27 protein-coding genes are annotated in these 22948 nt (G+C 51.9%); 15 read left to right on the forward strand and 12 right to left on the reverse strand.

The genetic code is table 11. The annotated features are described in order from the left end of the window. Window positions 1-11: 11 nt before the first annotated feature. The 6 genes from trpE to trpA all read left to right on the forward strand — a co-directional run bounded on the left by trpE (window position 12) and on the right by trpA (window position 6697). Window positions 12-1472, forward strand: a complete 1461-nt coding sequence (gene trpE, locus U9P07_00005; GenBank protein MEA2107790.1) for an anthranilate synthase component I — start codon at window positions 12-14, stop codon at window positions 1470-1472. 171 nt (window positions 1473-1643) lie between these two features. Continuing rightward, complete coding sequence (gene trpD, locus U9P07_00010) at window positions 1644-2708, forward strand: anthranilate phosphoribosyltransferase (GenBank protein MEA2107791.1); 1065 nt, start codon at window positions 1644-1646, stop codon at window positions 2706-2708. A gap of 159 nt (window positions 2709-2867) precedes the next feature. Beyond that, window positions 2868-3641 (forward strand): indole-3-glycerol phosphate synthase TrpC, encoded by a 774-nt coding sequence (trpC, locus tag U9P07_00015; GenBank protein ID MEA2107792.1) that lies wholly within the window; start codon window positions 2868-2870, stop codon window positions 3639-3641. Between the two features lie 437 nt (window positions 3642-4078). Continuing rightward, window positions 4079-4711, forward strand: coding sequence for a phosphoribosylanthranilate isomerase (locus U9P07_00020; protein MEA2107793.1), 633 nt, complete (start codon window positions 4079-4081; stop codon window positions 4709-4711). Further along, a complete protein-coding gene (gene trpB, locus U9P07_00025; GenBank protein ID MEA2107794.1) occupies window positions 4698-5882 on the forward strand; it encodes a tryptophan synthase subunit beta in 1185 nt (394 codons plus the stop codon). Before U9P07_00020 ends, trpB begins: the two co-directional genes overlap by 14 nt. Then, window positions 5879-6697: a tryptophan synthase subunit alpha gene (trpA, locus tag U9P07_00030; GenBank protein MEA2107795.1), complete on the forward strand. Its 819-nt coding sequence runs from the start codon at window positions 5879-5881 to the stop codon at window positions 6695-6697. The genes trpB and trpA overlap by 4 nt, the downstream gene beginning before the upstream one ends. Before the next feature lie 139 nt (window positions 6698-6836). Here trpA and U9P07_00035 read toward each other — a convergent pair whose 3' ends face one another. Both U9P07_00035 and U9P07_00040 read right to left on the reverse strand, forming a co-directional pair. Continuing rightward, window positions 6837-7283 (reverse strand): MGMT family protein, encoded by a 447-nt coding sequence (locus tag U9P07_00035; GenBank protein MEA2107796.1) that lies wholly within the window; start codon window positions 7281-7283, stop codon window positions 6837-6839. Continuing rightward, window positions 7280-8599, reverse strand: a complete 1320-nt coding sequence (locus tag U9P07_00040) for an MFS transporter (GenBank protein MEA2107797.1) — start codon at window positions 8597-8599, stop codon at window positions 7280-7282. Before U9P07_00040 ends, U9P07_00035 begins: the two co-directional genes overlap by 4 nt. A 238-nt stretch (window positions 8600-8837) precedes the next feature. On the opposite strand from U9P07_00040, the gene U9P07_00045 reads away from it, so the two are divergent. Both U9P07_00045 and U9P07_00050 read left to right on the forward strand, forming a co-directional pair. Continuing rightward, window positions 8838-10052, forward strand: coding sequence for a ChaN family lipoprotein (locus U9P07_00045; GenBank protein MEA2107798.1), 1215 nt, complete (start codon window positions 8838-8840; stop codon window positions 10050-10052). A 29-nt stretch (window positions 10053-10081) separates the two neighbouring features. After that, window positions 10082-10249 (forward strand): hypothetical protein, encoded by a 168-nt coding sequence (locus U9P07_00050; protein MEA2107799.1) that lies wholly within the window; start codon window positions 10082-10084, stop codon window positions 10247-10249. Window positions 10250-10613: 364 nt separating this feature from the next. On the opposite strand, the gene U9P07_00055 is transcribed toward U9P07_00050, so the two are convergent. The 3 genes from U9P07_00055 to U9P07_00065 are packed head-to-tail and all read right to left on the reverse strand — an operon-like array spanning window position 10614 to window position 11524. Next, window positions 10614-10898 (reverse strand): class II aldolase/adducin family protein, encoded by a 285-nt coding sequence (locus U9P07_00055; protein ID MEA2107800.1) that lies wholly within the window; start codon window positions 10896-10898, stop codon window positions 10614-10616. Next, window positions 10885-11274 (reverse strand): type II toxin-antitoxin system VapC family toxin, encoded by a 390-nt coding sequence (locus tag U9P07_00060; protein ID MEA2107801.1) that lies wholly within the window; start codon window positions 11272-11274, stop codon window positions 10885-10887. Before U9P07_00060 ends, U9P07_00055 begins: the two co-directional genes overlap by 14 nt. Next, a complete protein-coding gene (locus U9P07_00065) occupies window positions 11261-11524 on the reverse strand; it encodes an AbrB/MazE/SpoVT family DNA-binding domain-containing protein (GenBank protein ID MEA2107802.1) in 264 nt (87 codons plus the stop codon). The genes U9P07_00060 and U9P07_00065 overlap by 14 nt, the downstream gene beginning before the upstream one ends. 186 nt (window positions 11525-11710) lie before the next feature. Between U9P07_00065 and U9P07_00070 the strand changes: the two genes are divergently transcribed. Together U9P07_00070 and U9P07_00075 are read left to right on the forward strand one after the other, a co-directional pair. Beyond that, window positions 11711-12556 carry a transposase gene (locus U9P07_00070; protein ID MEA2107803.1) on the forward strand — a complete coding sequence of 282 codons (846 nt, stop codon included), beginning with the start codon at window positions 11711-11713 and terminating at the stop codon, window positions 12554-12556. Window positions 12557-12719: 163 nt separating this feature from the next. After that, a complete protein-coding gene (locus U9P07_00075) occupies window positions 12720-13382 on the forward strand; it encodes a DUF3786 domain-containing protein (GenBank protein ID MEA2107804.1) in 663 nt (220 codons plus the stop codon). Between the two features lie 129 nt (window positions 13383-13511). Here the strand turns inward: U9P07_00075 and U9P07_00080 are convergent, their stop codons facing one another. From U9P07_00080 to U9P07_00100, 5 genes are read right to left on the reverse strand one after another with little or no spacing between them, the layout of a single operon-like run. Beyond that, window positions 13512-14024 (reverse strand): hypothetical protein, encoded by a 513-nt coding sequence (locus U9P07_00080; protein ID MEA2107805.1) that lies wholly within the window; start codon window positions 14022-14024, stop codon window positions 13512-13514. Window positions 14025-14078: 54 nt separating this feature from the next. Beyond that, a complete protein-coding gene (locus tag U9P07_00085) occupies window positions 14079-14729 on the reverse strand; it encodes a class II aldolase/adducin family protein (GenBank protein ID MEA2107806.1) in 651 nt (216 codons plus the stop codon). A gap of 2 nt (window positions 14730-14731) precedes the next feature. Next, the gene (locus U9P07_00090; GenBank protein MEA2107807.1) at window positions 14732-15130 is read right to left on the reverse strand and encodes a thioesterase family protein; all 399 of its coding nucleotides are present in this window, start codon (window positions 15128-15130) and stop codon (window positions 14732-14734) included. Between the two features lies 1 nt (window position 15131). Continuing rightward, a complete protein-coding gene (locus U9P07_00095; protein MEA2107808.1) occupies window positions 15132-16007 on the reverse strand; it encodes a hypothetical protein in 876 nt (291 codons plus the stop codon). A 15-nt stretch (window positions 16008-16022) separates the two neighbouring features. Further along, window positions 16023-16670, reverse strand: coding sequence for an XRE family transcriptional regulator (locus U9P07_00100; protein ID MEA2107809.1), 648 nt, complete (start codon window positions 16668-16670; stop codon window positions 16023-16025). A 404-nt stretch (window positions 16671-17074) separates the two neighbouring features. Between U9P07_00100 and U9P07_00105 the strand changes: the two genes are divergently transcribed. From U9P07_00105 to U9P07_00125, 5 genes are read left to right on the forward strand one after another with little or no spacing between them, the layout of a single operon-like run. Beyond that, a complete protein-coding gene (locus tag U9P07_00105) occupies window positions 17075-17500 on the forward strand; it encodes a MarR family transcriptional regulator (GenBank protein MEA2107810.1) in 426 nt (141 codons plus the stop codon). After that, window positions 17478-18179 (forward strand): hypothetical protein, encoded by a 702-nt coding sequence (locus U9P07_00110; GenBank protein ID MEA2107811.1) that lies wholly within the window; start codon window positions 17478-17480, stop codon window positions 18177-18179. The genes U9P07_00105 and U9P07_00110 overlap by 23 nt, the downstream gene beginning before the upstream one ends. A gap of 45 nt (window positions 18180-18224) precedes the next feature. Beyond that, entirely contained in the window at window positions 18225-18785 is a 561-nt protein-coding gene (gene nuoE, locus U9P07_00115) for an NADH-quinone oxidoreductase subunit NuoE (GenBank protein MEA2107812.1), read from the forward strand. Further along, window positions 18760-20709, forward strand: coding sequence for an NADH-ubiquinone oxidoreductase-F iron-sulfur binding region domain-containing protein (locus U9P07_00120; protein MEA2107813.1), 1950 nt, complete (start codon window positions 18760-18762; stop codon window positions 20707-20709). The genes nuoE and U9P07_00120 overlap by 26 nt, the downstream gene beginning before the upstream one ends. Next, the gene (locus U9P07_00125) at window positions 20702-21403 is read left to right on the forward strand and encodes a 2Fe-2S iron-sulfur cluster-binding protein (protein ID MEA2107814.1); all 702 of its coding nucleotides are present in this window, start codon (window positions 20702-20704) and stop codon (window positions 21401-21403) included. Before U9P07_00120 ends, U9P07_00125 begins: the two co-directional genes overlap by 8 nt. 17 nt (window positions 21404-21420) lie before the next feature. On the opposite strand, the gene U9P07_00130 is transcribed toward U9P07_00125, so the two are convergent. Both U9P07_00130 and U9P07_00135 read right to left on the reverse strand, forming a co-directional pair. Next, window positions 21421-22134 carry a dienelactone hydrolase family protein gene (locus U9P07_00130; protein MEA2107815.1) on the reverse strand — a complete coding sequence of 238 codons (714 nt, stop codon included), beginning with the start codon at window positions 22132-22134 and terminating at the stop codon, window positions 21421-21423. A 4-nt stretch (window positions 22135-22138) separates the two neighbouring features. After that, a partial coding sequence (locus U9P07_00135) for a hypothetical protein (GenBank protein MEA2107816.1) occupies window positions 22139-22948 on the reverse strand: 810 nt, incomplete at its 5' end.

The following is a 22948-nucleotide window of genomic DNA, read 5'->3' on the forward strand; positions in this document are numbered from 1 at the left end:
GTTTTCCCTCTTTGCCGGAATTTATCCGCCTGGCTGACGGCCATTCCCATGTACCGGTCTGCTGTGAGGTGGTCGCTGATCTTGACACACCCCTTTCTCTCTACCGCAAGGTGGCCCGGGGACCTTATACCTTTCTGCTGGAAAGCCTGGAGGGGGGCGAACGCTGGGGGCGATACAGCATCATCGGCCTGGAGCCGCAGCTGGTTTTCTGTCAACGGCGGGAGCAGGTAGCCATAATCCGGGCTGAAGAGCGTGAAATCCGGTCATCTGCCACTGATCCCCTGGCTCAACTGCAGGAATTGTTGGATGCCTTTACTCCGGCTCCGGTTGCCGGTCTGCCGGCCTTTTATGGCGGTGCTGTCGGGTTCCTTTCCTACGATGTGGTGAAAAAGTTTGAGTTCCTGCCCGATAATGCCAGTGATGATACCGGTTTTGCCGATGCCCTGTTTATGGTCCCCGGTCTGTTGCTGGTTCACGATAATTTGAAGAATACCCTGGTTATTATTGCCCTGGTCCAGGTTGATGGTCAGGAGAATCCCGAAACCTGTTATGGTTACGGGCTTGAGCTGATTGATGAGCTGATTGCCCGCTTGAAAACTCCCACCGCTTATGATCAGCCGGCCACTGCCGCGGCTGAACTGGAAGTTTCCAGTAATCTTGCCCGGGATGATTTTATCCGCATGGTGGAGCGGGGCACCGAATATGTGCGGGCCGGGGATGTGATTCAGGTGGTGCTGTCCCAGCGTTTCTGCTGTGAACAAGAGCTCGATCCTTTCACCCTTTACCGGGCTCTGCGGCTGGTAAACCCGTCTCCCTATCTTTATTATCTGCAGTTTGATGATGAACTGCTGGTGGGCTCATCGCCGGAACTGCTGGTGCGTAAAACCGACCGGATGGTGGAGGTGCGGCCCATTGCCGGCACCCGGCCCCGGGGACGCACGGAGGCTGAAGACCAGGCCCTGGCGGCGGAACTTCTTGCTGATCCCAAGGAGCGGGCCGAGCACATCATGCTGGTTGATCTGGGGCGCAACGACGTGGGGCGCATTGCGGCTTACGGCCAGGTGCAGGTGGATGAACTGATGGAGATTGAACGCTATTCCCATGTCATGCATCTGGTCTCCCATGTGCAGGGGCAGCTGCGGGATGGTTTGGATATGTATGATGCCTTTCGTGCTTGTTTTCCCGCCGGCACGGTGAGCGGGGCGCCGAAAATCAGGGCTATGGAGATTATTGATGAGCTGGAGCCCAGCCGTCGGGGTCCTTATGCCGGGGCTGTGGGTTATTTCGGTTTTTCCGGCAATATGGATTTTGCCATTGCCATCCGGACGGTGATGATCAAAAACGGGCGCATTTATTTTCAGGCCGGTGCCGGTATCGTTGCCGATTCCGATCCGGCGAAGGAATATGAGGAAACCCTGAACAAGGCCATGGCAATCAGGAAGGCTTTGGAAATGGCAGCGGAGGGATTATAGAAGAAAGGCTGAAGGTACAAGGTATAAGGATAAAGGTATATCAGCTGCTGGGATTGGGGACAGACCTTTAGTGCAGTCCCCTTGCGAAGCACCCCAAGGGCACTTCCTCGCTGTCGCTTAGGGCGCAAGCGAAGCAAACGCAAATTATTTTTCGGTAGGGGAGAAGAAAACATGATCAGGAAATTTATTGAGCAAGTCGTTCAGGGAAGTGACTTGAGTGAAGAAGAGATGTTCGCGGCCATGAGTGAAGTTATGGAGGGGCGGGCAACGGATGCCCAAGTGGCGGCTTTTATCACCGCCTTGCGGATGAAGGGGGAAACCATTGGTGAAATTACCGGGGCGGCGCGGGTTATGCGGCAAAAAGCCACCCGGGTACCGGTGCTTGATTCAACGATCAATCTGGATCGGGATGATATAAATATCGATGAGGAAACCATCGTTGATACCTGCGGTACCGGCGGTGATGGTACCAATACTTTCAATATCTCCACTGCTACGGCCTTCGTGGTTGCCGGTGCCGGGCTCAAGGTGGCCAAGCACGGCAACCGTTCGGTTTCCAGCCAGTGTGGTAGTGCTGACGTTATCAAAGCCCTGGGAATTAACTTGGACCTGAACCCGGAACAGGTGGGTCGCTGCGTCGCTGAAGTGGGTATCGGCTTTCTGTTTGCGCCGCTTTTGCATTCGGCGATGAAGTATGCCATTGGCCCCCGGCGGGAAATCGGCATTCGGACAATTTTTAACCTGCTGGGACCGTTGACCAATCCGGCCGGGGCCGGGGTGCAGGTGCTGGGAGTGTATGATCCGGAGCTGACCGGGGTCATTGCCCGGGTGTTGAAAAACCTGGGCGGCAAGAATGCCATGATCGTTCATGGTGCCGGCTGCCTGGATGAATTGAGCCTGGTGGGGGAAACCACCATCGTCCGGCTGCAGGATGGCGAAATTTCCAGCTTTTCCCTGGTGCCCGAAGATGCCGGGCTGGAACGGGCACCGCTGGCGGCGGTCAAAGGCGGTGATGCTTTTACCAATGCCGGCATCCTGATGGATATTTTTGCCGGCGATAAGGGGCCGAGACGTGACGTGGTTCTGCTCAATGCGGCAGCAGTGCTGGTGACCGCCGGGAAAGCCGATGATTTCCGTTCTGGAGTGGAACAGGCAGCCGCGGTGATTGACAGCCGTAAAGTCCTGAAAACCCTGGAGCGCCTGGTGAATTTTTCCAACCAGCTGGCAGGAGAATAAAATATATAGTGAGCCAGGCCCGAACATCCTGTAAAATGTCCCTGGCAATGCAATTCAGAAAGTTGAGTTGCAATAAACTGTAAGTGTTCAGATTTCGAAATAAAGACGGGTAATTGTAAATCTTTTTCTGACTCCTGGCTTCTGTCTTCTGGTATCATAATGAACATTCTGGAAAAAATTGTCGCTCGAAAGAAAATTGAGGTGGCGGAACTGAAACAGCGGGGTATTATGCCGTCATCCCCGCCTGCTTTTGAAAAATGTCGTTCCCTGGCGGCGGCCTTGTTCCGGGAACCGTACCCCCGGGTTATTGCCGAAGTCAAGAAAGCATCACCTTCCGCCGGCCTGCTGTCAGCTGATTTTGATCCGCCGTCATTAGCTACGGCCTATGAAAAGGGTGGGGCGGCAGCCTTGTCCGTGGTTACTGATGAACATTTTTTTAAAGGGGATATCAGTTGGCTTGCCAGCCTGAGATCGTTGGTTGAACTGCCACTGCTGCGCAAGGATTTTATCATTGATCCCCTGCAGGTTCGGGAGTCCCGGGCGGCCGGGGCGGATGCCATCCTGCTGATTGCCGCCATTTTAAGCCGAGACGAACTTCGGGAGCTGCTGGACATCGCTGCCGACCAGGGGCTGGAATGCCTGGTGGAAGTTCACGATGAAAAAGAGCTGGAAAAAGTCCTGTCAACCCCGGCGGTCATTATCGGCATAAATAACCGCAATCTCAAGGATTTTACCATCGACCTGGAAACCACCCTGCGGTTGCGAAAACTTATTCCTGAAAATCGATTGGTGGTCAGCGAAAGTGGCATTGATCACCACGCGCAGCTGATCAGACTTGCTGCTGCCGGAGTTCAGGGAGTGCTGGTGGGTACCAGCCTGGTGAAATCAGGTGATCCAACCTCAACGCTACAGAAATTGATTCGGGGAGAATGACATACTGGTTTTCTCCTGTGCGAAGAATTACCGTGGGTGGAGGTAGATAGTCATACCTAAGTTAAGCGATTAGCTGTTAGCTATCAGCGTTTAGCCTTGAAAAATAAAGGCGTTACGTTGTACGTTGTACAAGGTACAAGGTAAAAACCTTAAACCTTTTTTTATTATTTCTCACAGAGACACGGAGTCACAGAGGGCAAATGACTCGGGTTCTCTGTGACTTTGTGCCTTTGTGAGAGTATTTTTATCTTTTCTGAAAACGTAGTCGAATGTTTAGGTTTGTAATAGTAAAACATCCTGTAATCATTAAACCTAAAAGGTACAAGGTACAAGGTACAAGGTAAAAACCTTAAACCTTACACATTAAACCTTCAAAGGCTAATCGCTCAGTTTAGGTTATAGTTAGCTGAATATCTACATGAGGAGTGGAGGAAGTTATGCGAACCCGGGTGAAAATCTGTGGTTTGACCAACCTGGAAGATGCCTTGACGGCGGCTGAGGCCGGGGCCGATCTTTTGGGATTTATCTTTGCCGACAGCCCCCGGCGGCTGGAACCACTGGTTGCAGAAAAGATTATTGCCGCCCTGCCGCCGCTGGTGCGGACGGTGGGAGTATTCGTGGATGAAAAACCGGAAACTATCCTGGAGATTGCCGGTCGCTGTCGCCTTGATTATCTGCAGCTGCACGGGAAGGAAACCCCGGCGGACTGCCTGTTGCTTGCTGACTGGAAGATTATTAAAGCATTCAGGGTTGGGGTGGATGAACCGTTGCCGGAACTGGAACATTATAAAGAACAATGTGAGATTTTTTTGTATGATACCTATGTGACCGGAATGGCTGGTGGTAGTGGCATGACCTTTGACTGGCAGCTTCTTGATCGCCGGCAGGCGGGTCGCTATTTCATCCTTGCCGGTGGTCTGACCCCGGAAAATGTTGGCCGGGCCATTGAGACTGTCCGCCCCTGGGCGGTGGATGTCAGTTCCGGGGTGGAATTGGAACCGGGTCGTAAAGACCGGGCAAAAATTGAATCGTTTATGAATGCCGTGAGGAGGAGCGATGAACAAGCCTGATGAACAGGGGCATTTTGGCCCTTATGGCGGCCGTTATGTGCCGGAAACCTTGATTGCAGCCCTGGATGAGCTGGAACAGGCCTATGATCATTATCGCCGGCAGCCGGATTTTATTCAACAGCTGAGCGAATTGCTGGCTGATTACTGCGGTCGACCCACCTCACTGTACCGGGCCCGCCGCCTGGGAGCAGAGCTGGGGATCGAAAAACTGTATTTGAAACGGGAAGACCTGGCCCATACGGGAGCCCATAAGATCAATAATACCATGGGGCAGGTGCTGTTGGCTGTGCGGATGGGAAAGAAGCGGATTATTGCTGAAACCGGGGCCGGCCAGCATGGGGTGGCTACCGCCACGGCGGCGGCGCTTTTCGGGCTCGAATGTGAAGTTTATATGGGTGAAAAGGACATGGTGCGCCAGCAGATGAACGTTTTTCGGATGGAGCTTTTGGGGGCGCGGGTGATTCCGGTGAGTTCCGGCAGCAAAACCCTGAAAGATGCCACCAATGAGGCTATCCGCGATTGGGTTACCAATGTTGCTACCACCCATTATATCATTGGTTCCGTTGTCGGTCCCCATCCCTATCCGCGGATTGTGCGGGATTTTCAGTTGGTGATCGGGGTGGAAACAAAAAAGCAGCTGCAACAACGGGAGGGCCGGCTGCCCGATGTCCTGGTGGCCTGTGTCGGCGGCGGCAGCAACGCCATCGGCCTGTTTTATCCTTTCCTGGGTGATCCGGTGGAGATGCTGGGGATTGAAGCTGCCGGTGAGGGGATTGCCAGCGGTCGACATTCGGCTCCTTTGGGTTTTGGTTCTCCGGGGGTGCTCCATGGCTGCATGAGCTACCTGCTCCAGGACGAAGCCGGGCAGGTGCAGGAGGCCCATTCCATTTCTGCCGGTCTTGATTATCCCGGCGTCGGGCCGGAACACAGTTACCTGAAAGATAAAAAGCGGGTGGTTTATGATTCGGTAACCGATGACGAGGCCCTGGAGGCCTTTCACCTGCTGGCCCGCATTGAGGGCATTATCCCGGCCCTGGAAACTGCCCATGCCCTGGCCGGGGTAAAGAAACACGCGGCGGAACTGGTCAACAAGCTGGTGGTGGTCAATCTTTCCGGCCGGGGAGATAAAGATGTGGAGACGGTGGCGGCTCTGGAACGGGGGAAATCATGAACCGGATCAATGAAGTGTTTGCCAGGCTTAAAGAGGAGGGGCGAAAAGCCCTGATAACTTTCATTACCGCCGGTGACCCGTCCCTGGAAAAAACCTCGGCCATGGTGATGGCCATGGCTGAAAACGGGGCTGATATTATTGAACTGGGGGTTCCCTTTTCTGATCCCCTGGCTGATGGTCCCACCATCCAGGCGGCATCCATGCGGGCCATTCACCAGGGAACGACGCTGAAAGAAATTATCGCCATGGTTAAAGATATCCGCAGCCGCTGTGCCACGCCCCTGGTGTTGATGTCCTACTATAATCCGATCATGGCTTATGGGGTCAGTGATTTTGTTGCCGATGCCGCGGCTGTCGGGGTCAACGGGGTTATTATTCCCGATCTGCCACCAGAAGAAGGGGAGCAGCTGCGACAGGAAGCGGAGGCAAAAGAAGTGGCGCTGATTCAACTGGTAGCTCCTACCAGTACTCCCGAGCGCATAGCCAGACTTTGTCGTTTAAGCCGTGGTTTTGTTTATTATGTGATGGTGACCGGTATTACCGGTACCCGGCGGAAATTGCCGCCGGCGATCCCTGAATCATTGAAACAGCTGAAAAATTTGACCAAAACCCCCATTGCCGCCGGATTCGGCATCTCGACCCCGGAACAGGCAGCCGAAGTAGGGCAATATGCTGACGGGGTTATCGTCGGCAGCGCCCTGGTGAAAATTGTGGCTGAACACGGAGCAGAGCTGGATCTACCGGAGCGCCTGGGATCTTTTGTCCACCAACTGCGTTTTGGTCTGGATGGGGGGCTTATAGAGAAGGAAGTTTAAGCGTTTCCTCAAGACGTGATTTTGGGGAAATTTTTTCCGGGCTGCTGAAAGCAACCCCTTCCTCTTGCAGCAGTTGCCGTTTCAGGGCTGTGCCGCCACCGAAATTGCCTGGCTGACCGCCGGCTCGAATCACCCGATGTCAGGGATAGAAAAGGGGGAAAGGATTTTTGGCCATCAGCCGGCCCACCGCCCGGGCGGCCCGTGGATATCCCGCCCAGCCGGCAAGAGCACCGTAGCTGATCACTTTGCCGGCTGGAACTTGGGCCAGGCGGGCAAATACGTTGGTTTCAAAAGTAGTAAAATGCTGCCGGCTGCAGAAAATATCTTTCTTAGCTGCCGGTAGTTTCAGGATACTACCACGATTCAGCAATTCATCGACCGCTGTTTCTTTCCAGTGCAGTTTGTTAGAACAGGTCAGGGGGTTGAACTGCTGTTCCGGCGGTAAATCCTTTGGCCCGCATACCGGCAGAAAGAGTTGCCACAGGCCATTGTCAGCGGCAGATTCCTGCCAGATCAGCAGCAACTCGCCATGTTTCCAGTTTTTCCGCTGCCAGTAACGTTTATTCCAATAGTTATCACGGATCATTTTTTTTCTATGCCTTTCCCTCTGCTTTCAATGGGCAGAATACGCCGTACGCTCCTTGGGGCTGCCAACCAGAAAGACAAACAGGAGAGCCAAAGGGCAATGATTGTCAAAATAAAAGCATAATGGTAACTGTGGGTCAAGTCAAACAGGTGGCCGGCAACCCAGGCGCCGCTGGCTCCTCCCAGGCCCAGGAACAGGGAAAGCAGGCCGAAGATGCGGCCAAAGGTTGGTCCCTGGAACAGGTCAGCGGCAATGGATGGAAAAAGTGGGGCGGCGGCACCGTAACCGATCCCGAAGCCGGCAGCAAAAAGGTAGGGGAAGATGGCTGGTTGCCAGGGGACGGCCAGCAGGGCGGCGATGCCCAGGGAAGCCGTTGCCATCCCGATGCTGTTGGCGGTTTCCCGGGTTAAATGATCAGCCAGAAAACCGATGAAAATTTTCCCGCCGGAACCGCAGATTCCCAGAAGGCCGAAAACTGAAGCTGCTTTTGCAAAACTGAGGCCTCCATCCACCAGACAGGTGACTGCGTGCAGCAGGGTTCCCTGGATAGCAAAAGGGCCGAAGAAAAAAGCAATGGCCAGCAGCCAGAAACGACGGGTTTTTACGGCGTTGGCAGCGGTCCATCGGGTTTCAGCCCAGGGTTGATCTAAAATGAACAGCTTTCGCTTTGGAGCTTTACCCTCTTTTTTATTTGCGGTTGGCAGCCCGTCGGCAATGGTGTCCAGCTGTTCGGGATTATGGCGCTGAAAAATAATGTTCAGCGGGATGGCTGAAAGAACCAGTAAAGCCAGAATCCGGTAAGCGAAACGCCAGCCATGGAGCTGAATAATATACTCCATCAACGGCGGGATTATCAGCATGCCGACCCCGATGCCTGACATGGCGATGCCCACGGCCAGTCCCCGGCGATTGACAAACCAGCGGGGCAGGGTCGTCGCGTGGGGAACAAAACCAATGAGGCTGACGCCGATGGCAGTTCCCAGGCCATAGGTGAGATAAAATTGGGGCAGGGTGGTCGATCCGGAAACCAACAGAAGAAAGCCTGAAAGCCAGAGGGCGCCGGCTGGAATCAGCCATCGGGGGCCAAAACGATCAATCAGGTGGCCGATTACGGCGGCACTGAGATAATGGCAGATGATGAAAAGGCTGAAGATGCTTGAAGTGGATGCCCGGTTCCAACCGAAATCTTTGATGATAGCGAGAAAAAAAACAGAAAAAGAGTACCAGACGCCAAAGGCCAGTCCCAGGGTGATAAAGGAAACGGCAACAATGATCCAGCCATAGTAAAAGGGGATGGCGTCGATTATTTTTTTCATTGCGAATTTATCATGGTCAGTGGTAGTCAGAATGCGGGTCTGTTGACTTTTAAGATGTTGCAATTTTTACACGTTCCCTGCATGTAACAGTTAGTCAGTGGCTTTGGCAACCATTATTGGTTCCCTGGCTGTCGTGACGGCGTAACCCATTCCTGTCTGAACGGCGGAAAATTTTAATATTGACGGCTGGTAGCTTTTTTTGAGTTTCCAGTTTTTGGTTTTAATCAAGGAGTTGTGAATGAAGGTGTTGAAACAAAATTTTTGTTTGTTTGTTCTGCTGACGGGGGTGCTGATGAGTGGCTGTCAGACTATGGATTCCTGTGGGGTTCCCAATGGTTCTCCTTACCGTGATCCGGGAACTTTGAAACGGAGTGAAATTCTTCATGTCCCCACCGGGTTGACGGTAAGTGAAGATGAGTTTTATGATTTGATGGCCGGCAGCCGGATTATCTATGTGGGGGAATCTCATGATAATATCTACGCCCATCGGCTGGAAGTTGATATTATCAAATCTCTCAATCGCCGTTACCCCGGGCATCTGGCAGTGGGGATGGAAATGTTTGGTCGCCGGAGCCAGGATGATATCGATCGCTGGCTGGCCGGTGATCTGGATGATAAGGAGTTTCTTTCAGTGTTTGCCCGGGACTGGGGATTGCCTGATTATTCCTATTATCGTGAACTGCTGCATTTTATCCGTGACCAGCAGATCCCCCTGCGGGCCATCAATGTCAGCCGGTCGGAAAAAATGAGCCTTTTGCAGCAAAGTCGGGAATTGAACGGGGGTGAATATCCGCAGCCTGATGATCCCTATCAGCAGCAGGCTCTGGCGGCCATGTTTGCCGGTCATGCCGGCGGCCATGATCATCTGGAGATGTTCTATGGCATGCAGTTGCTCTGGGAAGAAACCATGGCTGATTCGATCATCAACTATCTTGACAGCCCGGCGGGCCAGGATAAGAAAATGGTTGTGCTTACCGGGGGGTTTCATCTGGCCTACGGTTTTGGCATTCCCCGTAAAGTTTTAAAACAGCGAAAATGGCCTTATACCATTGTCCTGCCGACCACCCCTGCAGAGCTGGAAGAAAATGAGCCCCAGCGGATGGAGGTTGATTTTCCCGATTTGCCGCTCTATGTGGCTGATTATCTCTGGTGCATTCCTTACCGGAACCTTAATGATTCCCGGGTTCGCCTGGGGGTGCAGCTGCAGGATACGGAAGGTGGGGCGAAAATTATGCTGGTCCAGCCGGGGAGCGCGGCTGCGGCTGCCGGGATTGAACCGGGGGATGAGGTGAAATCTATCGATGTGCAGCCGGTACAGAAAAGTCAGGACTTACAGTATGCGGTGCTGGGCAAGAAGCCGGGTGACTACGCTTATCTGGTTCTGGTTCGCGGTGACCGGGAATTGGCAGTTGAAGTGCTGTTTGCCGCCCCTGCCGACAATGAACAAAAATAGCTTTTCATCGGGAATTGAGGGAAGATGGAATGACCACGTTTGAATGGCCGGCGGACCCGGAAGATAACCGCCAATATTGCCGGCTTGAGCAGCTGAATTCCGGCTGGTGGCAGCTGGCGGTGGAATTATGCCATCGACAGGGAGAAATCTTCCCCGGGATTACGGTTACCGTGAAAGGGATTGAGCTGTCAGCTTGATGAGGTGCTGCCGCCGTAGGTTTTAAAACGTTGGCGGGCGGCGTCCATTTCTTTTCCGGTCAGCAGTACCGGGGTGCCGATAGCCCGGGTCTGGTAAGCATTCGACTTTGTTTATAAATTGGCAAATTCTTGGACCTAATATCCGTCAATTTTTTTAATTCTCGCGCCAAGCCGCAAAGACCGCGAAGAGTTCAATTTGCTATATCGTCTGTCGTTTTTCATTGCGCCTTTGCGTCTTGAGTGAGTGAAGCGAACGGGCGCGAGACAAAAAAATACGCTGACGCGGAGTCACAGAGAGCAAATAACTGGTTTCTCTATACCTCTGTGAAAGTATTATTGCTTTTTTGAAAACGTGCCCGAATATTTACCGGGTCTGGTAGTAAAGTTCAGCTACCTCCTCAATATAAAGGGCGATATTGTAGGTTTGGTGAATGTCTTTCCCCACTGCCAGCAGACCATGGTTGGCCATCAGGATGCAGTTGTCTTTTCCCAGGCCGGCTACGGTCTGCCGGGCCAGCTCATCGCTGCCGAAGGTGGCATAAGGGGCTACTCTGACCTGGTTGGCACCGGAAACGGCATGAACCGTGCAGGAAAATTCCGGAAAAGGCCTGGGTACAGGTTGGGTATTAACAATTTTATGGGGGTTCAACCAGGCATTCAGAAAGTCCATTTGCCTGGCGAATGAATTTGCGGTCAAAAGTCAGAAAAGAAGAGCTTTGCTGAGATAAAGCAAGGTGCAGGGCGTCAGCAAAATCGACCCCAGTTTCATGCCATTTCAGCGCCTGATAAATAAGAGCAGAGTCTGCTAGATAGACGTTTGACAAACCCAAAAGTTTCTTTAAAACGCTATTAATCTCAGCTGGTTTGAATTTATATGCAAAACGTAAAACCCATTCGGTTTCTAGTAATACCGTATCCGCTATAAAAACATCATGGTTACTGAATATTTTGTGGGCTTTTTGAAATTGATTTTCATTGTCGTGGGTCAATAAACGAACAATGATATTTGTGTCAATAGCTTTCATGGGCAGATTTCCAAGCACCCTGGTGAATGGCTTCCTCCATATCCTGTAGACTTTTTTTCGGACCTTGATATTTTAGGCAGGAAACCACATCATCAAGAGTGGTTTCTTGAAAAGGGGCTTCTGGCTTCAGCAAAATTCCATCCCCGGCATTAATGACTACAAGTTTCTGCCCGGGCTTCCATCGATGGGATGTACGCAAGGGTTTTGGAATAATAACCTGGCCCTTGCTTGATAATTTTGTTGTTTCCATGTCCTTGCTCCCCACTGGTAAGAATTATGTAAGAAATCCTATCTGCTAGTTTGTGTTTTGTCAAGTATAGAATGGTTTCCTCCAGGGCAAATTTGTTCTAACTGGTAAATTTCTATAATTCGAACATAAACGGGGTCAGGTCTATCATCGTAGTGCTCCGTTTCATTTATTGAGAGGAGTGAGCTCATGGCCCGTTCCATCCGCATCGAGTTCTCTGGCGCGCTGTATCACGTCACGACACGCGGTGATCGCCGCGAGGCGATCTACGAAGATGACGACGATCGCCGCATGTTTCTCGAGGTGCTGGGGCAGGTGGTGGCGGACTTCAACTGGATTTGCCATGCCTATTGCCTGATGTCGAATCATTATCATCTGGTCGTGGAAACGCCTGACGGCAACCTTTCGAAGGGCATGCGCCAGCTTAACGGCGTCTTCACGCAGTACAGCAACCGCCGCCATGGTCGGACGGGGCACCTGTTCCAGGGACGCTACAAGGCCATCCTGGTCGATGGCGACAGCTATCTGCTCGAGCTGGCGCGCTACGTGGTGCTCAACCCGGTACGGGCAGGTATGGTGCCCGATCCGGGCCGGTGGCCGTGGAGCAGCTATCGGGCGATGATCGGCACGGTGGCCGCGCCGGATTGGCTGGCGACCGACGGGCTGCTGGCCGCATTCGCTGAGCGTCGCGCGACGGCCATACAGCGTTACACGCGTTTCGTCGCCGAAGGGATCGGGGTGGACTCCATCTGGAACAACCTTAAGGGACAGGCGTTTTTGGGTAATGACGCTTTCGTGGCGCGCAGCTTGCGCCATGCGAAGCAGAAAGACGACGTGAACATCCCGAAGGCGCAGCGCCGTGTCCCGCCACCGTCACTGGACCGCATTGCCCACAAGCATCGCAATCGCAACGCGGCCATTGTGGCCGCGCACGCCACCGGGGGATACAGTTACCAGCAGATTGCAGAGTATTTCGGGCTGCATTTCACCACGGTTGGGCGGATGGTCCGGGCGGCGAAGGTGGGCGGCCGTTGATGCTATGAAGCTAGACCTGACCCCGTGACTGGACCCCGTGACTGACCCCGTGACTGCTTGTTCTGGTTCGCGGTGACCGGGAATTGGCAGTTGAAGTGCTGTTTGCCGCCCCTGCCGACAATGAACAAAAATAACTTTTTATCAGGAATTGAGGGAATATAAAATGACCGAATTTGAATGGCCGGCTGATCCGGAAGATAACCGCCAATATTGCCGGCTTGAGCAGCTGAATCCCGGCTGGTGGCAGCTGGCGGTGGAATTAAGCCGGCGACGGGGAGAAATCTTTCCGGGGATTACGGTTTCCGCGAAAGGGATTGAGCTGCTCTGGTGGGGGCAGTCGGTATGTGTGCTCCCGGAAACGAAAAGCATTGTTTCCCTGACTGATGAATCACGGAAGATTACCTACCAGGAAGGCCTGGTAATTTTAGGATTGCTGTCCTATGCGTCTTCCCATGAAAGCCTGCCGCCGGCACAGGGGTTGGTCACCGCGGGCCACTTGAAAGGCGGAACCATCTTTTTTCGTGGTCCCCATGTGATGGCTTCAGTTTTGATTGCCCGTCATTTTGCCCGCGACGGGAAAGCATTTCTTGACCGTGGACTGGCACTTGGAGGAGCATCCTCTGCCTATGGAGAGTATGGGATCGAATTCAGCTGGTTTCCCGGTCTTAGCTGGATTGTTGCCCTCTGGGAGGCAGATGACGAGTTCGATGCCCGGGCTGAATACCTCTTCGATCGAAATATCGAAGCAATATTCGCCCTGGATGTGATCTGGGCTTTGGGAAACATAACTGCGAGGAAGATAATCGGCGGCTCCAGCCAACGATGAGGCCGCCCAAATGATGTCCGGCAAGGGTAAATACGGGCACTTTCCAAATTGTCTCGATGTGGGGACAGAATTCAATTCTGTCCCCGTGCGAAGCACCCCAAGGGCACTTCCTCTAATAGCGTAGTCGTCTTATAATAGTTTCGCTACTGTCTTCTTCATTGCCTGCCAGTCAAATTTTTTGGCCAGCTTCAGTGCCTGGTTTTCATCCATGCCCTGGAAACTCAGGATGAACATGGCCGCATTGCTCTGGTTGTTTTCCAGAAAAACCATGATCCCACCGGAATTCTCCCGCTTGTCGTAATTGAGGTTTGTTTTAAATCCATCAATGGTGGTCATCTTGACCCGCACATCATCAGTTTCCATCTGCATCTGCTGAGTCTGTCCCATGGTCATTGCCTGGCTGCCGACCATGACCGTAGCATTCAGTTCCAGTTTTCCCTTATTATAGGTGCGGTTAGCAGTAATCATGCGCATACCACCGGTGGACATGCTCATGCCGTCCGCTTTTTCCGCCTGCCAGCCTCCAAGTTTGATCAGTAAAGGGGTGAGGGCTGTATGGTCCTGGGCGTATGCCGGGATGCTGAAAATTGTCAACAGGATCAGGAAGAGAAAACTCTTTTTTAAGGCTGGTGAAATGTTCATTTTGATTACCTCCTCAGTTTGTTTTTACAATATTGTCGATATTGTATGTGTTGGTCAGCTCGATGCTGGCTTGTTGCCGTAAGTTTTAAAACGTTCGCGGGCCGCGTCCATTTCTTTTCCGGTCAGCAGTACCGGGGTGCCGATAGCCCGGGTCTGGTAGTAAAGTTCAGCTACTTCCTCAATATAAAGGGCGATATTGTAGGCTTGGTGAATGTCTTTCCCCACTGCCAGCAGACCATGGTTGGCCATCAGGATGCAGTTGTCTTTTTCCAGGCCGGCTACTGTCTGCCGGGCCAGCTCATCGCTGCCGAAGGTGGCATAAGGGGCTACTCTGACCTGGTTGGCACCGGAAACGGCAATCAGGTAGTGGCAGGCCGGAATCGGCTGGCGCAGGATGGCAAAAGTGGTGGCAAAACGGGAGTGGGTGTGAACAATGGCGTTGATGTCAGGACGCTTCAGATAGACTGCGGTATGCAAAGGCCATTCGCTTGAAGGTGGTTGACCGTCAATATGTTTACCTTCCGGGCTTATGATACTGATTTCATCGGGGGTCAGCTGTTCGTAAGGTTTGCCGCTCGGAGTGATGGCAATCAGGTCCCGGTCGCGGTCATAAATGCTCAGGTTGCCGCCGGTTCCAGTGGTCAGCCGGTCGGTTATCATCCGGCGTCCATAATCGCAGAGGAGTAATAAATATGATTCACGCATGGTTATGAACTCTTCAAAAAAAACTTTTTCATTGCCTCAGGCATGGGAACACTTTTTCGCCGGTGCAGGTCAAACATGACAAAAGTAATCACCGCGTCACAGATAATCTCACCACTTTTTTTGTTGGTGATTGTCTGTTCAAGAGTCCCCACTTTATCATTTTTGAGCTCAACCGCCCGGGTATCAATAACCAGGATGTCCCCCATGGAAGCTTCTCTACGATAATTGACTTCAAGATGAACCACTGCCGGGCCGATGCCTTCTGCCACCATGCCCATAAAATCAACGCCATGGTCTTCCGCCATCTGCACCCGATCCCATTCCAGGAATTCAATGTACTTGGCATTATTGACATGTCCGAACATGTCAATGTGGCTTGAGCGGACGGTTATTTCCAGCATATCAGTTTCCTGTTTCCAGGGTTTTGGGTGAACCCTTATAGTTGAACTGGTCGATTTCTCGCAGCATGATTGCCTGCAGACGGCCAACTTCAGCGGCCGTTGCTTCCCAGAGATTCAAGCCGAATTTCAACAGTCGTGAGAGCTCCAGTGGAATTGATAAACAATGGACCGGAATTGCTGGTGATCCGGCTGCAAGCTGGGTTTTTTCCTGCTGTAAACGGCGAAGCAGTTGCTGCCGGAATGCAAGATATCCCCGCGGCTTGGCCATTATTTTTTCAAGGCCACGGTGTTTGATGATTTCACCAACCAGCCAGCTGTCCAGCCGGTAATCAAGCCCGTGCCAGAAAAAACCATAGCGGCTGATGAATTCCATCCGCGGCGGCGACTTCCCTTGCTCAAACAAAAAAATAGCGTCCAGAACAGGAACATCCCAGGGAAGGATTTTCATCAGGGGATTTGCCTGGCGGCTGGAATAATGAAAAGAATCCATTCCCGGGGTCAAGTCCAGGTAAAACCGTTGCCTGACCGGGTTCAGCCGGGCAAAGATAATTGCTTCCTGACAAAGGGTACCGGCGCATTTGCTGCGGTATCCGGTTAAATTCCGCTGGTCTGTTCCCTGATTCTGGCAGGGATGAAGCAGACAGCCGACCAGCTTTTCCCGGGGATCGAGAAAACCAAGTCCCCAGCAGGATTTTCCATGGATTTCGCCGGCATCCTGCCGATTCCTGGTTAAACTCCTGCGGTTAAGGCGGAAAAGTTGTATCTTTTCTGCCAGCAGATCAAGGCTGTCGGCCTCCGGCTCCCTGATTGGCGGGCAGCAGAAGAAACAGCTTTTTTCGCCGTCAGGAAAACAGAGTGAAGAGAGTTTCGTTGTCATTCATTCCAGCGAGGCTTATGCTCCACTGTAAAGAATTGCCAGGATCATGGCCGGCTGGTCGTTATTGCTGGTGACCAGGTGTGGCGCAGTGGATTTAAGATAAAAAGCATCACCCATGCAGAGAATTTCCTCATGCTTTTCCACCACGATTTTGACTTCGCCGCCGAGAACGTAAATAAATTCCTCTCCTTCATGAACTGCCGGGGCCAGGGTTTTATCTTTAACCGGGTTGAGCTTAACAATGAAAGGATCCAGATGCCGATCTTCTATCCCCTGGGCCAGGGGGATGTAGCTGTGGTCACTGACTTTTCCCAGGGGCAGGGAGGCGGATTTCTGCTCTTTGACCCGCAGAACGCTATAGGTTTTATTGCCGCTTTTTTCACTGATGATAGAACTCATGACCGTGTTCAATGCCCTTGAAAGCTTCATCATGGTGCCCAGTGGCGGGGTAATGGTTTCCTTTTCGATTTTATCCAGCATGTTGACATCAAAGCCGGTTTTAAGGGCCAGGTCATCAAGTGTCAGCCTTTGTTTCTCTCGCAGATGGCGGATTTTTTCTCCCACGTGGATAGGTCTTTCCTGCTCTTCCACCTGGTCCAGATGGTATGATAAATCGGAAAGATATTTTTCGTAATATTCATTGCGTTTATCGGTACTGATCATGTAATTTCCTCCTTTATGTATTGGACTATCAAACTAAAAAATCCTGATTTGCAGATATTAAATAATTACTAAGCTGAGCTATTAGCGGTTAGCATTTAGCTTTTAATAATCAGGGCTTTACGTTAACTAGTAACAACACCCATCGGGTGAATATGGATAACATTAAAGATCTTGTAATTATTGAGCTAACAGCTGAGTGCTAATAGCTAATCGCTTAATTTAGATAATTATAAATGGATAGTATCATGATTGGCAAGCTATTTTTTATTTATTTTATATTTCTTGCCCTGACCAGTCCTGGCTAAACCGGCAATAAAAACGCTGGAAAAAAAAGCTTGACACGGAAAAAATATTTAGCTAACTAACTATTGTCTTTTTTTTGTATACATTATTTTGGTGTATTGGTGAAACTTCACGACTGTACCTATTTTCTGGCAAACCGTCTGACCAGGACCTTGAAGCGGGCCTTCGACCGCCGACTTGAGTTCCATGGTTTGACTGCGGCCACCTGGTGCGCTTTGATGGCTTTGGCTGAAAATGGTCCGCTGACCCAGAAACAGCTGGCGGAAATCCTGGCGCTGGAAAATCCTACGGTTACCAGGACTATTGACCGCCTGGTTGAGAAAGGTTTTGTGGTTCGCCGTCCGGTTCCCCATGACCGGCGATCCTCCATTATTTCTCTGACTGAAAAGGGTAATGGAATCCGGCAGCAGATCAATGAAGTTGGTCATTGTTTTATGGGCTGGGTGACTCGCGGCCTGACGGATGACGAGCTGCGGATGTTCAAAGGTTTGCTGGTTCGTATCAGTGATCAGGCACAGGCCGGATAAAATGACGCTGGAAATGAATGATGCTGAGCGTTTTTCCCATTATCGTGGTTTGTGCCGGCAAATGAATGTTTTTTTCAGCCGGCATATTGCCGCTTATTGTTGTAATTGCCGGCAGGTGTTGCGAAGATTACCCGATGGCTCCGAGCAGCATGAACTGGTTTCCGGGGTTTTCCCCGGCTGCTGCCACCGGGGGGCTGGAGATATTTTCAGGCTGGAGGGGGTTGATGGGGAGTCCAGGCTGTCTGCCGGTATTATTGCGTTGCTCCGGAAAGAGCGAAATGATAAAATGAAAGGTCTTGATGATTTTAATCCGGTTTATGAGTTGAAGAACTGTCACACCGGCGAGCGGATAACCGGTGAACATTGCCGTTATTTTGGCGCCTGCGGCTGCCTCCTGGGTGAACTGAAAGGGCCTTTGTGCATTAATTTTATCTGTCCCCCCATTCGCAGCGATCTGCTGAAGGTGACTGGTGAGGATGAGGGTCTTTTGGGGCCTGAACATGATTTCCTCGGGATTTATCAACTATTGTCAGTTTTGGGTACTGCCGACCGGACTGATTGGCAGCGGGAACTGCTTGCTTTTGATCGGCGTCTGGCAAAACTGGATGAAGCCTGTGAACAATTTATTGCCAGTGGACAGGGGACTTCACTTTTCAGTTGTTTTTGTCTGGCGGCATAATGATCAATCATGATACAACCCATAAAGAATAAGGAGATTATATTGATGTCTGACAATATTGAACAGGATCAGGAAGTTGATCTTGAAGAACAGCAGGTACTGGATGCCATTGCCGTCGAGCTGCCGGGTTTTTCCCGTGATGTACATCAGCTGCTTCCCGTCCTGCAAAAAATCCAGCATACCCATGGTTATCTGCCCCGGGACAGTATGGTGATGGTTGCCGCCCATTTTGCGGTTGCCGCGGCGAAAGTTTTTGGTATTGCCACTTTCTACAACCAGTTTCGCTTCAATCCTCCTGGTCGTCATCCGATTAAAGTCTGTCTCGGGACTGCCTGTCATGTAAAAGGAGGAGAAATTATCCTCGAAAATTTTACCCGACGCCTGGGGATTGAAGAAGGCGAAACCACTCAAGATCGGGAGTACAGCCTGGAAAGGGTTGCCTGTGTTGGCTGTTGCGCTCTGGCACCGGTGGTGGTGGTGGGGGAGAAAATCGAGTCTTATGTGACTCCCAGCAAGGTCGAGGGTGTGATTACCGAAATTGAAATTCAAAACGAGATAGCTGAAAGGGAAAAAGCTAAAGATGAGCAGCAATCCGACTCCGAATGAAATATTAAGTGAGCTGACGCAGGCCGCGGAAAAACAGTGGCAGGCTCTGCAGAATCCGGCTGTTCCGGTCATTTATGTCGGTCATGCGACCTGTGGTCGGGCCGCGGGATCCCAGGAAACCATTGATGGGTTTAAAGACGCTTTAGAGGAGAAAGGGCTTGAGGCTGAAATTATTACCGTTGGTTGCCTGGGGCACTGTTATGCCGAACCCCTGGTAACCATTCATTATCCCGGATTTCCCCCGCTCATGTACCAGAAAGTGGGGGCCGGTGAAGCCCGGGTGCTGGTGAACTCCTTTATCCAGGGGGGCGAAGATCCCTGTTTTGAATACCTGCTGGGAGCCCTTGAACCCAATGATACCTTTCCTACCTTGATGGACTATCCCCGTTATCTTTATGAAAAGCGGGTGATTATGGATCAATGTGGCCTGATAGATCCCCATAGCCTGGATCATTACCTGGCTGTGGGTGGTTATCAATCTCTGGCAAAGGTTTTGGAAAAGGGTGATAAATGGGTTGTTGAGGAGATAAAGTCAGCACATTTGCGTGGTCGGGGCGGTGCCGGTTTTCCGGCCGGCATCAAATGGGATATTGCCCGCCAGGCTGAAAAAACTCCAAAGGTGGTTATCTGCAATGGGGATGAAGGTGATCCGGGGGCGTATATGGACCGGACGCTGATGGAGAGCAATCCGCACCAGGTACTTGAGGGACTGGCCATCGCCGCTTTGGCAATAGGAGCTTCCCGGGCAGTTCTCTATATTCGGGCGGAATATCCCCTGGCGGTCAGCACCATTGAACAGGCCATTGCCGCGGCAAAAGAGTGCAACCTGCTCGGGGACCGGATTCTGGGAACTGATTTCAGCCTTGAGGTTTCTGTATTCCAGGGTTCCGGTGCTTTTGTCTGCGGGGAAGAAACGGCCCTGATCCAGTCCATCCAGGGTAATCGGGGGATGCCCCGGTATCGGCCGCCCTACCCGGCGGTTGAAGGCCTGGATGGCTTGCCGACGGTTATTAATAATGTCAAAACCCTGTCGACGGTTCCTGCCATAGTTCGTAAGGGCAGTCATTGGTTCAGGAATATTGGTACTGAAAAAACTCCGGGGACGGCAATTTTTTCGGTGGTTGGCGATGTTGAATACGCCGGCCTGGTGGAAGTGCCCATGGGGGTCAGCCTGGAACATCTTATTTTTGAGGTCTGTGGCGGCATTAAAGATGGAAAACCGTTTAAAGCCGTGCAGATTGGCGGTCCATCCGGTGGTTGTCTGCCGGAGAGTGAGCTGTCTACCCCGATCGATTTTGATTCTTTAAGGCAGGCCGGGGCCATGATGGGTTCCGGGGGCATGGTGGTGATGAACGATGAAACCTGCATGGTGGAAGTAGCCCGCTACTTTATTGATTTTACCCAGCACGAATCATGTGGTAAATGTACTTTCTGCCGGGTTGGTACCCGGCACTTGCTGGAGATTCTCAAGGGTTTAACCAAAGGTGAGGGTAGTGACGATGATATAGCTGAGCTGCAGACCCTCGGTGAAGAAATCATTAAAGGGTCATTGTGCAGCCTGGGAAAAACGGCCCCCAATCCGGTATTGACCACCCTGCGTTTTTTCAAGGATGAATATCTGGCCCACTACCGGGAACATCGCTGCCCGGCCCTCATGTGTCGTGATCTGATTGCCTATTACATTGATCTTGAGACTTGTGCCCGGGGGTGTGATGCCTGTGTTGCCTGCTGTCCCACCGAGGCAATTTTTACCACCAGCAACCGTAAAAAGGCCATTGATCAGGAAAAATGCGTCAAATGCGGTGAATGTGTCTATGCCTGCCCGCCGGAATATGATGCAGTCCGCAAGGTATCACCTCCGGAAATGGTTCCTGACCAGGGGATCAAACCGCTGGATAAGGAGGAAGAGGAAAATAATGAGTAAAGATCGGATGGTAACCCTGACTGTGGACGGCCTGGAAATCAGCGTCCCTCAGGGAACAAAACTGCTGAAAGCCTGCCTGGATAACGGTATTTATATTCCCAACCTCTGCTATATTGATGATATGGAGCATCCACCGGCTTCCTGCCGTTTATGCCTGGTGGAAATCGAAGGTCGCCCTGATCCTCTGCCGTCCTGCAGCCAGAAAGTGGAAGATGGTATGGTGGTGCATACGGAAACCGATGCAGTACGGCTGCTGCAGAAGACCGCCTTTCGGCTCCTGGTGAGCACCAACCATGGTAAATGCCGTCTCTGTATGGCCAACAAACACTGTGCAATGCAGCAGATTGCCAAGTTTTTGCACATGCCTTTAAGGACCAAAAAACTGCGGTACATTCCCAAAGATATGCCGGAAGTCATTGAAGACCATCCTTGTATTGTCTATGAGCCCAATAAGTGTGTGCTCTGTGGCCGCTGTGTTTATGTCTGCTCCCGGCAGAACTATGATTTTGCCCTGGATTTCGCCAGACGTGGATTCAACACTACCATTTCCTTTTTCGGCAGCCAGGAAGAAGGAGTTGGTGATTACTGTCGGAATTGCCGGGCTTGTGTTGATATATGTCCGGTAGGGGCCCTGAACTTCAAGGATGAAAGGGATGCTTTCCTGCAAGATCTGCAGGCAAAAATCAGTGCCTGAGGAAATCAGGCTGTTGCCTACAGATGTTTTTTGAGAAAAGCCAGGGTTTTAATCCAGGAATCCCGGTGGGCGTCCTGGTTGTAGCGGGGATTACTGGGCCAGATGAAGGAATGGTCAACGCCGGGATAGATCGTATAGTGGTGCTCAATGCCGAATCGGCGGCAGGTCTGGTCCAGCAGTAAGGTATTTTCTACCCCAACGATAGTGTCCCGATCACCATGAAAGGATAGTAGCGGGCAGGAAACTCGTTTAAAAAAATCCAGGTGGTCATCAGGATTGAGCGGCAGCCGGCGAAAACTATCCATCCCTTCGGACCAGCAGGTGAGGCCGGAGTAGTTGACCACCGCCCGCACTGCCGGGATTACTGAACCGGCATAAAGCGCCAGACCACCGCCACGGCTGGCTCCCATGAGACCAAGCCGTTTGCCATCCACTTCCTGCAGTTCCCTGAGCCATAACCCCATGGCCCTGAGATCAGCAGAGGGCAGCATATCCCAGCTCAGCCGCCAGGGGACTTTCCGGCCAAACCATTCAGGTACCAGGACCGCGTATCCCTCATGGGCCAGGTCTATTGCCAGTTTCCGGTGAGTCGGTTGAAATCCGTCGGTTCCATGAAAAAAGATCAGGGCCGGGAACGGACCTTTGCCAACAGGTCGGCAAAAGAATCCGGGGATGGTGACCTCCCCGGATTTGATCGCAACTTTACTGTCAGGATGAATCTTACCAGCCATCGGTCTACCTGCCGGTGTAGAGTTTTTCCTTGATATGCAGGGTGGCGAAATTGAATTCGCCGGCGAGGGTAATGGCGGCACAGGCGGCGACAAAATCTTTGGATGATTCAATCCCGCATATTCTGGCTACTTCCCGGGACAGGGGTGGGACAATACCCTCGGGACCGGAAGGAAATCCCACTTCCATATTCGGCAGCTCCACTCCAAACAACATATCATCCCCCCGGGTTTCCACGTATACCTTCTGCAGGGATGAAACCAGGTAGGGACGTGGGTTGTTTTTCATCGTCCGGTAAAAAGCCGGGATGATTTCGCCGCCCATGCCGGTGTAAACCGGCCAGCCGGTTTCTTCCAGCACCCCCTGGCGATCCAGCTCAAGGTAGGAAAGAAAATCATCTATGGGCCGGCCGATATTTTTTTCATATTCCTTGATGGGAATCCGTTGCCGGGCCGAAACATAGCGGCCGCGCCGGTTGCGGGGTGAGGGCTTGAGATCGCCGTCACGTCCCATGCCGATTACCGACACCCGGCAGGCAATATTATGCTCCTTGAACAGGTCATCAATATAATTTTTGGCGCCGCCCACCGCTTTTGAGGTGCAGCCATGGCCACGATATTCACCAAAACGGGTGTAGAAACAACAGTGCATGATTCGATCGCCGTGATGCTGCTTGTCCAAAAAATTAATGTTGTATACTTCTCCGGCAAAAGGTTTCAGAAAATTTTCCGTCATTAATTCGATGAGCCTGTCCAGGTGATCCTTGATCAGCTGCCGGGCTTTTTCACGTTCGCTTTCCGTGTCAAAAACAAAGGC

It is taken from the genome of Pseudomonadota bacterium (assembly GCA_034660915.1).
Taxonomy (GTDB): domain Bacteria; phylum Desulfobacterota; class Anaeroferrophillalia; order Anaeroferrophillales; family Anaeroferrophillaceae; genus DQWO01.

What these genes read in the sequence shown, in the direction of transcription:
- trpD (MEA2107791.1), top strand. Translation starts at nt 1,644, where the DNA reads ATGATCAGGAAATTTATTGAGCAAGTCGTTCAGGGAAGTGACTTGAGT.
- trpC (MEA2107792.1), top strand. Translation starts at nt 2,868, where the DNA reads ATGAACATTCTGGAAAAAATTGTCGCTCGAAAGAAAATTGAGGTGGCG.
- U9P07_00020 (MEA2107793.1), top strand. Translation starts at nt 4,079, where the DNA reads ATGCGAACCCGGGTGAAAATCTGTGGTTTGACCAACCTGGAAGATGCC.
- trpB (MEA2107794.1), top strand. Translation starts at nt 4,698, where the DNA reads ATGAACAAGCCTGATGAACAGGGGCATTTTGGCCCTTATGGCGGCCGT.
- trpA (MEA2107795.1), top strand. Translation starts at nt 5,879, where the DNA reads ATGAACCGGATCAATGAAGTGTTTGCCAGGCTTAAAGAGGAGGGGCGA.
- U9P07_00035 (MEA2107796.1), bottom strand. Translation starts at nt 7,283, where the DNA reads ATGATCCGTGATAACTATTGGAATAAACGTTACTGGCAGCGGAAAAAC.
- U9P07_00040 (MEA2107797.1), bottom strand. Translation starts at nt 8,599, where the DNA reads ATGAAAAAAATAATCGACGCCATCCCCTTTTACTATGGCTGGATCATT.
- U9P07_00045 (MEA2107798.1), top strand. Translation starts at nt 8,838, where the DNA reads ATGAAGGTGTTGAAACAAAATTTTTGTTTGTTTGTTCTGCTGACGGGG.
- U9P07_00050 (MEA2107799.1), top strand. Translation starts at nt 10,082, where the DNA reads ATGACCACGTTTGAATGGCCGGCGGACCCGGAAGATAACCGCCAATAT.
- U9P07_00060 (MEA2107801.1), bottom strand. Translation starts at nt 11,274, where the DNA reads ATGAAAGCTATTGACACAAATATCATTGTTCGTTTATTGACCCACGAC.
- U9P07_00065 (MEA2107802.1), bottom strand. Translation starts at nt 11,524, where the DNA reads ATGGAAACAACAAAATTATCAAGCAAGGGCCAGGTTATTATTCCAAAA.
- U9P07_00070 (MEA2107803.1), top strand. Translation starts at nt 11,711, where the DNA reads ATGGCCCGTTCCATCCGCATCGAGTTCTCTGGCGCGCTGTATCACGTC.
- U9P07_00075 (MEA2107804.1), top strand. Translation starts at nt 12,720, where the DNA reads ATGACCGAATTTGAATGGCCGGCTGATCCGGAAGATAACCGCCAATAT.
- U9P07_00080 (MEA2107805.1), bottom strand. Translation starts at nt 14,024, where the DNA reads ATGAACATTTCACCAGCCTTAAAAAAGAGTTTTCTCTTCCTGATCCTG.
- U9P07_00085 (MEA2107806.1), bottom strand. Translation starts at nt 14,729, where the DNA reads ATGCGTGAATCATATTTATTACTCCTCTGCGATTATGGACGCCGGATG.
- U9P07_00090 (MEA2107807.1), bottom strand. Translation starts at nt 15,130, where the DNA reads ATGCTGGAAATAACCGTCCGCTCAAGCCACATTGACATGTTCGGACAT.
- U9P07_00095 (MEA2107808.1), bottom strand. Translation starts at nt 16,007, where the DNA reads ATGACAACGAAACTCTCTTCACTCTGTTTTCCTGACGGCGAAAAAAGC.
- U9P07_00100 (MEA2107809.1), bottom strand. Translation starts at nt 16,670, where the DNA reads ATGATCAGTACCGATAAACGCAATGAATATTACGAAAAATATCTTTCC.
- nuoE (MEA2107812.1), top strand. Translation starts at nt 18,225, where the DNA reads ATGTCTGACAATATTGAACAGGATCAGGAAGTTGATCTTGAAGAACAG.
- U9P07_00120 (MEA2107813.1), top strand. Translation starts at nt 18,760, where the DNA reads ATGAGCAGCAATCCGACTCCGAATGAAATATTAAGTGAGCTGACGCAG.
- U9P07_00125 (MEA2107814.1), top strand. Translation starts at nt 20,702, where the DNA reads ATGAGTAAAGATCGGATGGTAACCCTGACTGTGGACGGCCTGGAAATC.
- U9P07_00130 (MEA2107815.1), bottom strand. Translation starts at nt 22,134, where the DNA reads ATGGCTGGTAAGATTCATCCTGACAGTAAAGTTGCGATCAAATCCGGG.